The sequence below is a fragment of the Hungatella hathewayi WAL-18680 genome (assembly GCF_000235505.1).
Lineage (GTDB): Bacteria > Bacillota > Clostridia > Lachnospirales > Lachnospiraceae > Hungatella_A > Hungatella_A hathewayi_A.
Window position 1 is genome coordinate 1,567,227 of record NZ_JH379027.1, and the last position, 13,845, is coordinate 1,581,071.

General features: G+C 41.3%; 12 protein-coding genes and 1 pseudogene. All 13 read left to right on the forward strand.

The window, feature by feature from the left end; all coding sequences use genetic code 11:
* Positions 1-83 precede the first annotated feature (83 nt).
* The 13 genes and pseudogenes from pcrA (at position 84) to HMPREF9473_RS07085 (ending at position 13,713) form a co-directional block, all read left to right on the forward strand.
* Entirely contained in the window at positions 84-2,357 is a 2,274-nt protein-coding gene (pcrA, locus tag HMPREF9473_RS07030; protein WP_006779383.1) for a DNA helicase PcrA, read from the forward strand.
* Positions 2,358-2,473: 116 nt separating this feature from the next.
* The gene (locus tag HMPREF9473_RS07035; protein ID WP_006779384.1) at positions 2,474-2,758 is read left to right on the forward strand and encodes a hypothetical protein; all 285 of its coding nucleotides are present in this window, start codon (positions 2,474-2,476) and stop codon (positions 2,756-2,758) included.
* A gap of 106 nt (positions 2,759-2,864) precedes the next feature.
* On the forward strand, positions 2,865-4,574 hold the full coding sequence (rlmD, locus tag HMPREF9473_RS07040) for a 23S rRNA (uracil(1939)-C(5))-methyltransferase RlmD (RefSeq protein ID WP_006779385.1): 1,710 nt from the start codon (positions 2,865-2,867) through the stop codon (positions 4,572-4,574).
* 28 nt (positions 4,575-4,602) lie between these two features.
* Entirely contained in the window at positions 4,603-5,406 is an 804-nt protein-coding gene (locus tag HMPREF9473_RS07045; protein WP_006779386.1) for a DUF6414 family protein, read from the forward strand.
* On the forward strand, positions 5,399-6,511 hold the full coding sequence (locus HMPREF9473_RS07050; protein ID WP_006779387.1) for an AAA family ATPase: 1,113 nt from the start codon (positions 5,399-5,401) through the stop codon (positions 6,509-6,511). Before HMPREF9473_RS07045 ends, HMPREF9473_RS07050 begins: the two co-directional genes overlap by 8 nt.
* 69 nt (positions 6,512-6,580) lie before the next feature.
* Positions 6,581-7,219 carry a hypothetical protein gene (locus HMPREF9473_RS26055; RefSeq protein WP_006779388.1) on the forward strand — a complete coding sequence of 213 codons (639 nt, stop codon included), beginning with the start codon at positions 6,581-6,583 and terminating at the stop codon, positions 7,217-7,219.
* Positions 7,219-7,935, forward strand: a complete 717-nt coding sequence (locus tag HMPREF9473_RS26060) for a hypothetical protein (protein WP_006779389.1) — start codon at positions 7,219-7,221, stop codon at positions 7,933-7,935. The genes HMPREF9473_RS26055 and HMPREF9473_RS26060 overlap by 1 nt, the downstream gene beginning before the upstream one ends.
* Positions 7,936-8,662: 727 nt before the next feature.
* The gene (locus HMPREF9473_RS07060) at positions 8,663-8,899 is read left to right on the forward strand and encodes a hypothetical protein (protein WP_138669956.1); all 237 of its coding nucleotides are present in this window, start codon (positions 8,663-8,665) and stop codon (positions 8,897-8,899) included.
* Positions 8,900-8,976: 77 nt separating this feature from the next.
* Positions 8,977-9,561, forward strand: a complete 585-nt coding sequence (locus HMPREF9473_RS07065; protein WP_006779391.1) for a type IV toxin-antitoxin system AbiEi family antitoxin domain-containing protein — start codon at positions 8,977-8,979, stop codon at positions 9,559-9,561.
* Entirely contained in the window at positions 9,558-10,403 is an 846-nt protein-coding gene (locus HMPREF9473_RS07070) for a nucleotidyl transferase AbiEii/AbiGii toxin family protein (protein ID WP_006779392.1), read from the forward strand. The genes HMPREF9473_RS07065 and HMPREF9473_RS07070 overlap by 4 nt, the downstream gene beginning before the upstream one ends.
* A 286-nt stretch (positions 10,404-10,689) precedes the next feature.
* On the forward strand, positions 10,690-11,283 hold the full coding sequence (locus HMPREF9473_RS07075; RefSeq protein ID WP_006779393.1) for a type IV toxin-antitoxin system AbiEi family antitoxin domain-containing protein: 594 nt from the start codon (positions 10,690-10,692) through the stop codon (positions 11,281-11,283).
* Positions 11,280-11,735 (forward strand): annotated as a pseudogene (locus HMPREF9473_RS07080) (nucleotidyl transferase AbiEii/AbiGii toxin family protein). The gene HMPREF9473_RS07075 and the pseudogene HMPREF9473_RS07080 overlap by 4 nt, the downstream one beginning before the upstream one ends.
* A 280-nt stretch (positions 11,736-12,015) precedes the next feature.
* Complete coding sequence (locus HMPREF9473_RS07085) at positions 12,016-13,713, forward strand: glycerophosphodiester phosphodiesterase family protein (RefSeq protein WP_006779395.1); 1,698 nt, start codon at positions 12,016-12,018, stop codon at positions 13,711-13,713.
* Positions 13,714-13,845 lie beyond the last annotated feature (132 nt).

Genomic DNA, 13,845 nt, shown 5'->3' on the forward strand with positions numbered 1-13,845 from the left:
GTATAATGCTTACTATGGAATAAAATGCCCTGCGGGGCGGGCTGCGTTTTCGCAGACAAAGGATGAGTAAAGGCGGTAACATAATGAGTGCATATGATTCTTTAAATCCCAATCAGAAAGAGGCGGTATTCTGTACGGAGGGACCCCTTCTGGTGCTGGCGGGGGCCGGTTCCGGGAAAACCAGGGTGCTGACACACCGGATTGCCTATCTGATTGAAGAAAAAGGGGTGAACCCGTGGAATATCATGGCGATTACCTTCACCAACAAGGCGGCGGGGGAAATGCGGGAGAGAGTGGATAAGCAGGTGGGCTTTGGCTCCGAGAGTATCTGGGTCAGCACCTTTCACTCCACCTGTGTCCGGATCCTGCGGCGGCACATTGAGAATCTGGGTTACAGCACCAATTTTACCATCTATGACTCGGATGACCAGAAGACACTGCTGAAGCAGATACTGAAGAAGCTGGACATCGACACGAAGATGTACAAGGAGCGGGCGGTGGCTGGGAAAATATCCAGCGCTAAGGATGAGCTGGTGACGCCGGAGGAATTTCTGCTGAATGCAGGCGGGGATTTCCGGGAGCAGAAGGTGGGGCAGATTTACGAGGAGTATCAGAACCAGTTAAAGAAGAACAATGCCCTGGATTTTGACGATTTGATTGTGAAGACGGTGGAGTTGTTTCAGAACTGTCCGGAGGTGCTTGACTACTATCAGGAGCGTTTTCGGTATATCATGGTGGATGAGTACCAGGATACCAACACGGCCCAGTTTAAACTGATCAGCCTGCTGGCCGGGAAATATAAAAACCTCTGCGTGGTGGGTGATGATGACCAGTCCATCTACAAATTCCGCGGCGCCAACATCGGGAATATCCTGAATTTTGAGGAGTCCTATCCGGGCGCCAAAGTGATAAAGCTGGAGCAGAATTACCGCTCCACCCAGAACATCCTGGATTCGGCCAACGCGGTGATTCGCAACAATAAGGGAAGAAAAGACAAGACGCTGTGGACGGCCAACGGGGAGGGCGGGAAGATTCGCTTCTGCCAGTTTGACCAGGCTTACGAGGAAGCGGATTTTATTGTCAAAGACATCCGGGAAAATGAGTACCCCTACGAGGACTGCGTGGTGCTGTACCGGACCAACGCCCAGTCCCGTCTTTTAGAGGAGAAATGCATCGCCTACAACGTGCCTTACCGGCTGGTGGGCGGGGTGAATTTCTATCAGAGAAAAGAGATCAAGGATATTCTGGCGTACTTAAAGACCATTGCCAATGGGGTGGATGATATTGCCGTTTCGCGTATTCTCAACGTGCCGAAGCGGGGAATCGGGCTGACCACACTGGGGCGGGCCACTATGTTCGCCTCGGCCAACGGGATGAGTCTATATGATGCCCTGCTCCGTGCCAGAGTCATTCCCGGCATGGGAAAGACGGCGGAGAAAATTGGCCGGTTTACGGATTTGATTGAGGAATTCCGAAGAAAGATAAACGAGGAGGGCTGTTCCATCCGGGACTTGATTGAGGCCATCCTGGAGGATACGGGCTACCGGGCGGAACTGGAGGACGAAGGCGAAGTGGAGTCCCAGACCAGACTGGAAAATATCGAGGAATTGATCAACAAGGCGGTCAGCTATACGGAGGACAGCGAGCATCCCACTCTGGATGAATTTCTGGAGGAGGTGGCTCTGGTGGCGGACATCGACCGGATGGACGAATCGGAGAGCCGGGTGACGTTAATGACCCTTCACAGCGCCAAGGGACTGGAATTCCCGCGGGTGTACTTAAGCGGTATGGACGACGGACTGTTTCCGGGAATGATGTCCATCTCCTCCGATGACCCGGCGGAGCTGGAGGAGGAGCGGAGACTCTGCTACGTGGGCATTACCAGGGCGAAAGAAAACCTTACCATGACCAGTTCCAGACAGCGGATGGTGAACGGGGAGACCCGGTACTCCAAGGTGAGCCGGTTTGTGGATGAGATACCGGAAGAACTTTTGGAGACCAGCCGTCTGGAGCCAAGACTTTCCAGCCGGGGAAATGCCGATAAGATGTACGACGGCGGTCTTCCGTGGAATAAGACGGAGAAGCCGGCGGGAGTCAGCAGCTTCGGGACGAAGAGCAACGCCTACGCGTCAAAAACCATGCCGTCCGGCCAGCCGGCCTTTGGGAAGGCATTTACGGTGGAGAAGGCGAAGGGGCTGGACTACCAGGTGGGCGACCAGGTGATGCACATCAAATTCGGCCACGGCATCGTGCTGGACGTGAAGGATGGCGGCAAAGATTACGAGGTGACGGTGTGCTTTGACACGGTCGGCGTGAAGAAAATGTTTGCGTCCTTTGCAAAATTAAAAAAAGCGTAAGGCTGTTGAATGTATAAATTTGCGTAAATTCCATAAAATAGGATAGTAAAAATAGGGATATAATGTTATACTATCGGTGAGAGAGTTTTCAATTTAAAAGAAAGGACGTGGGCGTGATGAATAAATTTGATATGGTCAGCAAGGATGCTATGAACCGGATGGAGGATATCATGAATTCCACCAGACTGAACGAGTTCCTGCACAGAAAAGAAGAAGAGGATAAGAAGAAAAACAATATTCTCTGGGCGCTTGCGATTATTGGAGCCGTTGCAGCGGTAGCCGGAATTGCTTATGCCGTGTACCGTTTCTTTACACCAGATTATCTGGAAGATTTTGAGGATGATTTCGAAGACGATTTTGACGATGACTTCTTCGAGGATGAGACGGAAGATAACGAATAAGATAGGAAAGAGAGCGTGCTCGATATGCTGGGCACGCTTTTTTTGAAGATAGAAAACCAGAAGAAAGTTTTGGAAGATAGAAGGTTAAGACAGGAGTTTAGGATAGATGAAAAAGGGCGAGATTTACGAGGGATATGTGGAGCGGATGGAATTTCCCAACAAGGGAATCGTGGTGGTGGACGGCGAGAAGGCCGTGGTGAAGAACGCGCTGCCAGGTCAGAAGGTGAAGTTTGCCATCAATAAAAAGAGGAACGGGAAATGCGAGGGGAGACTTTTGGAGGTTCTGGAAATGTCTCCGCTGGAGTCGGAGGAAGGACGCTGTGAGCATTTTGGCATCTGCGGCGGCTGCGTGTCCCAGAGCATTCCCTATGAGGAGCAGTTGAAGATCAAGGAGCAGCAGGTGAAAACGCTGCTGGATGGTGTCTGTGACGATTACGAGTTTGAGGGAATAAAGGCAAGCCCTGTGGCGGAAGGATACCGGAATAAGATGGAGTTTTCCTTTGGAGATGAGTACAAGGATGGTCCGCTGGCGCTGGGCATGCACCGGAGAGGGAGCTTTCACGATGTGGTGACGGTGGAGGGCTGCCGGATTGTGCACAAGGACTTTACGGATATTCTGAGGGCTACAAAGGAGTATTTTGGGGAGCTGAATGTAGGGTTCTACAAGAAGCTGCGCCATGTGGGCTACCTGCGCCATCTGCTGGTGCGCCGGGCGGTGAAGACCGGGGAGATACTGGTGGCCTTGGTGACCTCCACTCAGACGGAACTGCTGCCGGGGGAAGAAGACGGGATTCTGGAAGCGTGGAAGAACCGGCTCCTGGCGCTTGAGTTAGAGGGGACGTTCGCGGGGATTCTCCATATTAAAAATGACAGTCTGGCGGATGTGGTTCAGAGCGACGAGACAGTGGTGCTGTACGGACAGGAATTCTTCTACGAGGAACTTCTGGGCCTGCGCTTCAAAATCTCCCCATTCTCCTTCTTCCAGACAAACTCCCTGGGAGCCGAGGTCCTCTACGAGACCGCCAGGGGCTACGTGGGCGACACCAAGGACAAGGTAGTCTTCGACTTATACAGCGGCACCGGCACCATCGCCCAGATGATCGCCCCAGTGGCCGAGAAAGTGGTGGGCGTCGAGATTGTCGCCGAAGCTGTGGAGGCCGCCCGCATCAATGCCGGGCTGAACGGCCTGAATAACTGCGAGTTCATCGCCGGCGACGTGCTGAAGGTCATCGACGACCTCACGGACAAACCGGACATCATCATCCTGGACCCGCCAAGAGATGGCGTCCACGCGAAGGCGCTTGACAGGATTATCAATTTCGGGGTGGACAGGATTGTCTATATTTCCTGCAAGCCTACCAGCTTGGTGAGGGATTTGGTTGTTTTGCAGGAGAGAGGGTATCGGGTGGAGAAGGCGTGTGCGGTGGATATGTTTCCTTCGACGGGGAATGTCGAGACGGTTGTAATGCTTTCCCACAAAAAACCTGATAGCGTAATCAACGTAAAAGTGGAGTTTGGCGAGGGTGAGGGCAAAGTACCGCTTGATAATATCGCTAAAAGAGCCGAAGCGTACAAGCCGAAAGAGCGTGTTACTTACAAAATGATTAAGGAGTACATAGAAGCGAAATATGGCTTCAAGGTACATACCGCATATATCGCAGAAGTAAAAAGAGAGTTAGGATTGCCGATGTATGATGCCCCTAATGCGGTAGAGGAATTAAAACAGCCAAGGAAACATCCGACAGCGGAGAAAATGGAAGCGATAAAGGATGCTTTGAAACACTTTGACATAATTCAAAATAATAAGGTTTGTTGATAGAAAATGTATGAGAGGATGAAGTGTAATGTCAAAAAAACTCACGAAAGTAATTTATTTTGATGAGAGTTCTGTTACTGATTATATTCAGATAATTGAAGGTGGTAAATTGACGAAAACGACAGAACTGCTTAGCGAGGACACCGATAATGGGGGAGCTAATATTGCGGCAGAAGCATCTGTAGGAATAAATGGTCTTTTTAGAAGTTTAATAGGATTTGGTGCGAAAGTACAAACAGAATCAAAATTAGAAACATCGTTTAAAAGCGAATCTCTTGTAAAAACAATATTGCAAAATACGATTTTAACTGACTTTTTAGATATTGTTGAGGACGAAAAAGCACAAGTAAAAGTGTTCAATGATATTAAAATTAAGGTGATTAAGGATTCTCTGAGCTATATAATAATGATTTCACCATATATGAAAATGTTTAAAGGTGAGGGACTGAATGTTAATACAGATTTGGATTTAAGTATAGATATTTTAAAAATGGATGAAAGTATAAAGCTTGCAAAAGGATATTTTGAGTTTGAAGGTGTGAAAGATAACACTTCTGTAATTCTTAGATTTAATATTGATAGTTTTAAAAATAATTATAAAATATCTGATTTATTGAAGATGGACTTAACTATTTATGCTGTACCTGTAGGAAAAGTCGACCGCAAAAATATCTCTATAGTTTCAGAGATAAATGCAGCTACAGTGGATGATGAGGCATCAAATTATGATAATCCCAGATATGGAGACACTGATACAAGAGAGGGAAATAATAGTGGGGATATTTTGACAGTTTTTGATGTCTTATTAGCAGGGGTGTCGCATAATGAATAACAAAATATATATTTATATTGGGTCTAAAAAGGATTTTGAAAAATTTCTTGATGAGAAAATTCCTGAAGGAGATGATATTGCATATTTTATGGAACTTATAAAAGACTATAATGCAAATCTCCGTCAGCAACATGCTTATTTGCATGGAACTATAGATGTAAAAAATCTAATTGTTCATGCGGATGATTATGCTTCTGTCTTTGAGCATGTTATTCAAAATTTTATTACTATTGTAACAACTAACCATGATGTTGATACTACGTTTTTACATAATCCTCCAAAAAGAGTTATTGATGCACTTCGAGTTTCTTATGCAGATAATATAGAGTATGAAGGAACAGAATATAAAGATATAGACAGGGAGGTTTTGAAAGAAATATGGCAAAATCTTAGTGCAAATATCGTTGGACAATCAAAAGCGAAGAGGGAGATTTTATCAAATCTCTTTAGATTATGTAACAAGGCATATAAAAAACCAGTTGTTATTATGTTTCTTGGAGATTCTGGAATCGGAAAAACCGAAACAGCTAAAGTTATTAGCAAAGTGCTAGGTGGCAATTTACTAAGAGTGCAGTTTTCAATGATGCAAACAGCAGAAGGATACAATTATGTTTTCGGTTCTGAGCATTCAAAAAGTAGCTTTGCAAAGGATTTGATGTCAAGAGAATCTAATATAGTTCTTATTGATGAGTTTGATAAGGTTAATCCAAATTTTTACAATGCTTTTTATCAGATGTTTGATGAAGGTGTATATGTTGATACGAATTATAGGGTTGATTTGTCAAGATGTATTTTCATTTGTACTTCTAATTTTATGTCACAAGAAGATGTAATTAGGAGTATGGGAATGCCAATATTTTCTCGTTTTGATGATTTTATATTGTTTGAGTATTTATCTCTTTCAGAAAAAGAGATGATTTTAGACAATATATATCAATCGTATCTTGAAAACTTTACAACTGATGAAAAAAGTTTGATTGAAAATTCTGATATTTATGAATGGCATAAGGATAATCTATCTCGATTTAAGAATGTAAGAATTATAAAAAGTAGAGTTGAAAAAGCGATAAATGATTTGCTGGTTGATAAAATTGTTCTTGATTAGCGATAGATGGAAGTTTGATTTTATATTAGTAATTTATTTACTGTTTTAGTGTGTGAGAAAGGAAATGAAATGGAACTAAACAATATATATAATTTTAAAAATCCAGTTAAACATTTTTTAAATATTGATAATATGATTTTTCCAGCGGATATAGCCACTTTTAAGATTGACAAATTAGATTGGACAGAGCCGTTTAATTTTAGAATACGTAAAGATAATGATAAGTATAGAACGTTGAAAATGCCAAATGTTCTGAATTTGGTTGCTGCATATTACCATTTTAAAGATTTGCCAGAGTTTGAAGATATACAATGTATGGACTGGGGTCATAAAAGGTTATCAGCTAATATTGATACTGGAGATTTTACATCAGGTGAGTATGATGTTCAGCTAGAAGATGATTTTAATAATTTGTGTATTTATGATAATTTGATTCGATTAGATATTAAAGAATATTATGGTAGGATTTACACTCATAAAATTGATTCTTGTAATCATGATGAACGTTATTTATCTAATTTGAATTGTGGTGCAACAAATGGCTTATTAATGGGAAATTACTTGTCATTATATTTTGCTGAAAAAAATCTTGCAGATATTAGTGAAACTCTTGAAAAACAGTTTTTACAAATGGGAGTTGATTGTAATTTTTCATATTTTTCAGATGATTTTTATTTTTTTGTAATAAAGAAGACAATGAGAAAGTAGTGTTAACATTTGATAAAGTCTTGGAAATGTATGATTTAGAAAGAAGCGATAAAAAAGAGATTTGGACGTATGAGAGCTTTAATAATCACAATCTTGTTGCAAGGTATTGGAAGAAATTGGTTGCCCATTGTAATATTCGATTCAAAGCGGAAAAGGACAATAATAAATTATATTTTATTAATCAGATGGTTTATCGTATGTCAAAATTAGATGATGATAAATTGAAAAAAATATTTATAAACAATGTTTTTAAAATAAGATATTTTAGAGAACTGAAATTAGGGCAATTTCAAGTTAAAGAGTATGACTATCATCAGTTATGTTTTCTATTGAAATACTCACCAGAGTCAATGTTATATGCTATTGATAAATTTGCGGATATGGAAGCATTTGATAATCAAAAATTATATTCCTTTTTTCAAATTAGATATAAAGAAAGTCTTAGAAAGAGTTACAATGAGGAACAGTTATATTATTTTTATGCAATATCTATTTTAGGATTTGTTAATATTTTAGAGCAATACAAAGAATTGGTTGTTAAATCAAATAATCAAATTCTTATTTCCTATTACCTTAAGAATGGATTATTTGGACAAGAGGAAATTATTTTTTTAAAGAGTTTAATTGATGAAAAGTATTGGTTTCAAAATTATCATTTGATTTTATACTGTTCAGAATTATTGTCCAATATTGAGGATAGTATTGGAAGAAAGTGAAGAGGCGTTTGAGGACGAGGATGAATAATTAACGAGTGCAAAAAATCATATTTTAAATTGGTTACATGGCAAATAGGGATTTAGTAGCATATAGAATGAACTTAGCATAATGGCATATTATAAGCAATACATAAAAATAATCTATTTATATGGTTCCAAAAACGGATGGAAATTAGCATCGTATGTAAATAATATGTGGTTATGAAATAAGCAATTACTTAACCCAAAATGAAGACACTGATAAATCCATTGCGGAATATGTAGAATTATTTTATGGGCAGGTTGCTAAAGCTTATGAAGAAGTAAAAAGAACCAGAAACAGGTATAGCGGGTGATTTAGTTGAAAGGTTTAAACAACATAATGGAATTTTATCTCTTGAAGAAGGTTCAAAATAGAAGAGTATTTTTAAGAAATGAACGCCTTGGCTATTTTGGATGTCCTTTCGTACCATGTTGAAACCGCCGTGTTGCTGGAGGGCAAAGTCTAGCAAATTATTGGGGTGCAAAAAGGCTACTGTTATCATGGAGGGGCAAGAATTTACCATTGCTATGTAGTATAAAACTCCCGTTTCAACGCGTGTGGAAATGGTATACTTATTGTTAAAAAAGCAACTTACAATTCGAAAAGGAGTAGTGTTTATGAATGCATTAGTTGATTTAAAAAGTACATGTGAGGATTTTGCTGTTGAATTTGAAGTTCTGCCCTCGGTTGATTTTACAAAAAAATATGGATGAACGACAAAAACGGATTATTGAAGGAATGGCATCAATTGATGAGCAATTGGCAGAAAATCAAAAGGTACTAGATCAATTTAATGCTGAAATTGATAAGTTAACCAATAATGGAGATGGAATTGATTACATGGCAGCTGTTTCCAGCGGTGTTCTTGCCGGTATTATTGATATGTTGTTTATTGAAGACTTTTCTATTGAAAAGGCAAATGTGGTCGTTTTGGTCATTTAATGTAAAAGATTTTAATCAAAACTTGACTTTTGTACTACATTAAAATAAAATATGTAGTGTGAAAGTAAGGTGGCGAAATGACAAAGCAAAAAATAATAGAAGATATTTCCAATAAAAATAACGGGACTGTCCGTTTGGCGGAACTGATCGAAGCAGGTATTTCAAGGCAGTATTGTTTAGAGTATTTAAAAAATAAAGAATATGAGAAAATTGCCAGAGGAATCTATCTCTCGCCAGATGCATGGGGAGATGATTTTTATGTGATTCATCTGAAATATCACAAAGCGGTATTTTCCCATGAAACTGCTTTATATTTACTGGAATTGGCAGACAGGGAACCGGTCAAATATACAGTTACATTGCCGCATGGATACAAGGTTGATGTGTTGACGAAATCTGGTATTATGGTTTATACATCGATTGCAGAGAGATACCAGGTGGGCATCAGGCAGATTTTAACACCAGGGGGTCATATGGTGCCATGCTATGATGCAGAAAGAACAATCTGTGATGTTTTCCGTTCGGAAATTGATGCGCAGGATAAACAGGTGGCTGTGAAGGAGTATCTTAAGGAAAACAAAAATATCCCTAAACTCATGGAGTATGCTAAGATATTCAGGGTGGATAAAAAGATAAAACAATATTTGGAGGCACTGTTATGATTCGTACTGCAAGACAGTTAAAGGCATTGGTGAGAAATCAATCCGGTGGAGACAGTAGCAAGGCCAATACGCTGATGCGAAACTATGTTATGGAACGATTTTTGGAACGTGTTTCCTTATCAAAATATAAAGACAAACTGATTTTAAAAGGAGGGATGCTTGTATCTCACCTGGTAGGATTGGATAACAGAGCTACCATAGATATCGATACAACCGTGAAAAATTATAATTTGACTGAAAATGATGCAGAAGTGATGGTTAAAGAAATCGCAGCGATTGAGATAGAAGATGGAATGTCTTTTCACATTAAATCAGTGGAACATATTATGGACGAGGCCGAATATCCGGGTATCCGTATTAAAATGGAGTCAAGATTGGAGAACACAAGGATACCTTTGAAACTGGATCTTTCGACAGGTGATGTGATCTCTCCACGGGAAGTAGAATTTGATTATAAACTGATGTTTGAAGAACGCACGATACGGATTCTTGCTTACAATATAGAAACGGTATTGGCTGAAAAATTGGAAACGATTATTTCGCGGGATATTGCCAATACAAGATTACGAGATTTTTATGATGTAACCATCTTACAGATAGAAAAAGATAATGAAATCGCCGATGATAAATTAAAGCAAGCATTTATGGCTACTGCTCAAAAGAGAAGGTCTGTGAATGTGATGAAGGATGGCAGAAAGGTTTTGGAGAGGATTGAAGCGGAGAAAGGGCTGATAGTGCAATGGACTTCTTATCAGGCAAAATTTGATTATGCAAGAAATTACGACTGGAAAATGGTAATGGAAGCAGTCAATCGACTTTATAGCAGAGCTATGGATAAGTAGTTTGCGGTTGAGATTGACAGAAAAACAATGCTTCCGCCAAGGCCCGACTACGCCTTGCAGTAATCTTTTTCACACACTCAACAAATGTGAAAAAGGTTTGTCTTTTGGAAAAGAGAAATAAGTAAAATTATATTTAAACGCTGTTAATGCGTTGAAGGACGCTAGTTTGCCAATCATTTTCAGGTGGTTGGCAATATCTTTGTATACTAACTGTCTCATGACAGCTTTTGTTGTTTACTTTTGTGCTACATTCAGATGTAATGGTAGCACGAAAGGAAGTGACAGAATGACAAGGTTTGAGCAATTGGAGCAAATGTTAGAAGAACATGGCGGAATGTTGCAGACGGCACAGATTACAGCAGCCGGTATTCCGAAACCGATGTTTTATGATTTTATCAGAGATAAAGAGTTGAGACAGACGGCGCACGGGGTCTATGTGTCGGCAGATGCCTGGGTAGATTCCATGCTTCTTATTCACTTGCGTTGTGGTCAGGCTGTTTTTTTCCATGAAACGGCTTTGTTTTTTCATGATTTAACAGACCGGGAGCCATCCCCTTATTCCATTACGGTTAAGCGGGGGTACAGTCCCTCGCGGCTGAAAGCAGATGGTATCATGGTTTATACAGTAAAACCGGAATTGCATGAAATCGGTATCACCCATCTTCAAACACCATTCGGCCACACGGTACCCGTCTACGATATGGAACGTACAATCTGTGACTTAATCCGCTGTCGGAGCAATATCGAGATTCAAACCCTGCAAGGCGCATTAAAACAATATGCAGTCCGAAAAGATAAGAATCTACGTGTGCTGACGCGCTATGCCGGACTGTTCCACGTTGAAAAGATTTTAGGACAGTATTTGGAGGTGCTATTATGATAAAGACAGCAAGACAACTGAAAGATTTGATACGTAACCTGTCAAAAGAGAAATCTGCGGATGCATAGATTTTAATGAGAAACTATATGATGGAGCGTTTTCTGGAACGCATTTCTCTTTCTGAATATCGGGATAAGTTTATCTTGAAAGGAGGTATGCTGGTGGCCGCAATGGTCGGGCTGGATGCCCGCTCGACAATGGATTTGGACGCAACGCTTAAAGGCGGTAAAACATTAGATAAAACCGTGCTTCATGATGCGTTGATTGCAACGACTCGTAAACGAGGGACAGAGCGCCATCTGGCAGAGGCGGGAGAAGTTATGGACGAAGTGGAGAATAATCCTGTGTTGCAGAAGCTTTGGACTGCTTATCAGAAGAAATTCTCCTATGCAGCGGAGTTAGACTGGAGCAATGTCATAATGTCGGTGCGCGAATTATGTGCTGAATATTGATTGAGATATTTGCAGAAATGGTAGATATAGTAGAAATAGCTGAGGAGGCAGCTATTTTGTTGCCTCTTTTTGAGTTTTATGGAACGATTTTCTTAATTGTATTTGTGTGCAAAATCAAGTAGCTAAAAATAGAATTATTAGGGAAGCCGTGTCAGTTTTTGCTGGTAAAATATTTAGAAAAAACTTAGGAAATCTTCTGTTTATCTTTGTTGAAATAGTTCCATTCTATATAGTATACTTGACGCTATATTTTTTGTAAAAAAATGGATAAGAGGTGCCTATGAAGCAGATGATTAAAAATTCATTCGATATATCGTTGAAGAACTGGCCGGTGCTGCTGGCTTTTAATATGGTGTATAAGATGTTCAGTTACTCGGTTCTTTACTCGATTACAAGTGAACTGCTGGAATTGATACTGAAAACGGCGGGGGTGTCCTATCTGTCGGCGGAGAATTTATCTCTGATACTGCGCAGTCCGATTTCCGTGCTGTTGTGCCTGGGGATCGTTTTTGTGACGGTTTTGTCCGTATTTTTTGAAATTGTGGCATCGTATGTGTACTGTGAAGCCGGGTGGAACCAGCGCCGGATTTCGATTGTGCAGATGCTAAGGCAGACACTGGTTCACTGCAGGAAAATATTTCATTTACAAAATGGACTGCTGTTTCTGGGATTTATCCTGACCACAATTTTATCTGTGCTGCCATTTTCGCCTTATCTGTTGCAGTGGCTTGGAATTCCTGAGTTTGTCATGGATTTTATCAAACATAATAGACTGTTGTTTGTCGGTTTTTTGGTGATTGTTGTAATTGCGAATATTATCTGCTTTTTGTTTCTGTTTTTCCTGCCCAATACGCTGTTTCAGAATCAGTCTATGAAGGATGCGTGGAAAGATGGATTGACTCTGTTAAAAAAGAAAAAAATTGCTTCGATTCTTCGTGTTTTGGTGTCTTTTGTTGTCTTCGGATTTGTGGTCATACTATTTCTTGGGCTTTCGATTCTTGGTTTGGTTTCCTATACGAAATATGTGGGAATTCCGGCTGAGTGGGCGGAAACGTTTATCAGATATTTTTGCCGGGCTGTGCCGGCAGCGGCATTTGTGGTGAATTCCCTCTCCACTATCTGGCTGATTGCAACACTCATTTCCCTGTATCATCAGTATCGGGAGGACGACAGACCGTCCGCCGTGGTTCGGGACAAAAGGAAACCGCTTTTTCTTCTCAAGCAAGCCGCTGTCATCGCATTCGCGGTCATTGCGGTGCTGATATTTAGCGAGTCGGAGCTGGGAGGTTCTTTTGTCAACGAAACCCATATCCCGCCTCAAATCGTTGCCCACCGCGGCGGAGCAGCATTTGCGCCGGAAAACACTATGGCTGCGCTGGACCATGCGATTGCCATGAATCTTGATATGGTGGAGATTGATGTGCAGCAGCTGAAGGATGGGGAACTGGTTCTTTTGCACGACGACAACTTTAAGCGCACCGCCGGTGAGAACAGGAAGGTGTGGGAGGTGGGATACGATGAGGTGAAAAACTATGACGCTGGCAGCTGGTTCTCCCCGGAATTCTCTGGTGAGCCGGTTCCCAGGCTGGATGACTTTTTGAAACGAGCCAGGAACAATATCCGGGTGATGATAGAGCTGAAATCCACAGGACACGAGACCAATCTGGTAGAGGGAGTCATTGCCCTTGTAGAAAAATATGAGATGCTTGACCAGTGCAATATCGGTTCCATGAATCTGGAACTGCTAAAAGAAGTAAAAGCCATCAACCCGGACATGGAAACCGTTTATATCACGCCGCTGATTTACTCCACCCAGTATGATATTGATTTTATTGATGCCTTCAGTGTGGAGACTACCATGCTGACAAGGGAGATGGTCGTGAATATGCACTGGCAGGGCAAAGCGGTCTATGGCTGGACCGCCAACTCAAAAGAAACCATCGAAAAAACATCCGCTGCCAGGTCAATGGGATTGTAACGGATAACCCGGAATTGGTGAATCACTACGTTATGCAGACCTGGAATAGCCGGCTGCTGTCTGGGTTGCTACGGACGTTTTTTAATACTGACTTGAAAGATATTAATATTTAGTGAATGTAAGGAGCAGTGA